Origin of the sequence: Natronolimnohabitans innermongolicus JCM 12255 (assembly GCF_000337215.1) — an archaeon.
Taxonomy (GTDB): domain Archaea; phylum Halobacteriota; class Halobacteria; order Halobacteriales; family Natrialbaceae; genus Natronolimnohabitans; species Natronolimnohabitans innermongolicus.
Genome location: NZ_AOHZ01000042.1, coordinates 1 through 1,616 on the forward strand (window position 1 = coordinate 1; position 1,616 = coordinate 1,616).

At 58.8% G+C, this 1,616-nt stretch carries 1 rRNA gene; it reads right to left on the minus strand.

Annotated elements, in window-relative coordinates:
- Positions 1–137: 137 nt before the first annotated feature.
- A 16S ribosomal RNA gene (locus tag C493_RS09035) occupies positions 138–1,602 on the minus strand.
- Between the last annotated feature and the right edge of the window lie 14 nt (positions 1,603–1,616).

Below are 1,616 nucleotides of genomic sequence, written 5' to 3' on the forward strand. Positions count from 1 at the left end.
CCGCTGGAGCCGATATGGCTCCAGGGGAGCGAGTAAGGTGTGAGCCTTGGTAGTTCAAAGGTGCCCGATCGGCCAGACGGCGCGATCGAACGTGGAACCGCTAGGTGAGCCAGGCGCAACGGCCTGGTCTCGGTCTGTGGAGGTGATCCAGCCGCAGATTCCCCTACGGCTACCTTGTTACGACTTAAGCCCCCTTGCGGAGCCCAGATTCGACCACTATACAGTGGCCTCATCCGGACCCCACTCGGGTGCTTTGACGGGCGGTGTGTGCAAGGAGCAGGGACGTATTCACCGCGCCCTTCTGAGGCGCGATTACTACCGAATCCAGCTTCATGAGGGCGAGTTTCAGCCCTCAATCCGAACTACGACCGAGTTTCGGAGATTAGCGTTCCCTTTCGGGATAGCATCCCACTGTCTCGGCCATTGTAGCCCGCGTGTCGCCCAGCACATTCGGGGCATACTGACCTACCGTTGCCCATTCCTTCCTCCAGTTTGGCACTGGCAGTCTCCCTAATGTACCCAACCACCNGTTGCTGGCAATTAGGGACGTGGGTCTCGCTCGTTGCCTGACTTAACAGGACGCCTCACGGTACGAGCTGACGGCGGCCATGCACCTCCTCTCAGTAGCTCTAGTAAGCTCATCACACTGACCGTCACAGCTACTGTCGATGCTGGTGAGATGTCCGGCGTTGAGTCCAATTAAACCGCAGGCTCCTCCGGTTGTAGTGCCCCCCCGCCAATTCCTTTAAGTTTCATCCTTGCGGACGTACTTCCCAGGCGGTCTGCTTCACGGCTTCCCTGCGGCACACCACAGGCTCGTAGCCTGTGGCACACCTAGCAGACATCGTTTACAGCTCGGACTACCCGGGTATCTAATCCGGTTCGTGACCCGAGCTTTCGTCCCTCACCGTCGGATCCGTCTTCCAGAGGCGCTTTCGCCACCGGTGGTCCGTCCAGGATTACGGGATTTCACTCCTACCCCAGACGTACCCCTCTGGTCTTCCGGTCCCAAGCCCNCAGTTTCCACCGGACGCCCGCGCGTTGAGCGCGCGGATTTCCCGATGGACTTGCAAGGCCAGCTACGGACGCTTTAGGCCCAATAAGAGCGGTCATCACTCGTGCTGCCGGTATTACCGCGGCGGCTGGCACCGGTCTTGCCCAGCACTTATTCTACTACCACCTTACGGTAGTGAAAAGCGAGGACGATATGCCCTCGCACTCGGAGTCCCCTTATCGCACTGTCGTGCAGTGTAAAGGTTTCGCGCCTGCTGCGCCCCGTAGGGCCCGGTATCTTGTCTCAGATACCGTCTCCGGGCTCTTGCTCTCACAACCCGTACCGATTATCGGCACGGTGGGCCGTTACCCCACCGTCTACCTAATCGGCCGCAGCCACATCCTCTGGCGCCGGAGCGTTTCGGATTCTCGCCACTTCCAGGCTGAGAATCGTATCACGGATTAGCCTCAGTTTCCCGAGGTTATCCGCGTCCAGAGGGTAGTTTGGCCACGTGTTACTGAGCTATCTGCTACGAGTCTAAACTCGTGCAACTAGCATGGCTAAATCGGACTCCAATAGCAATGACCTCCGGCAGGATCAACCGGAATGCTCTATACTCCCC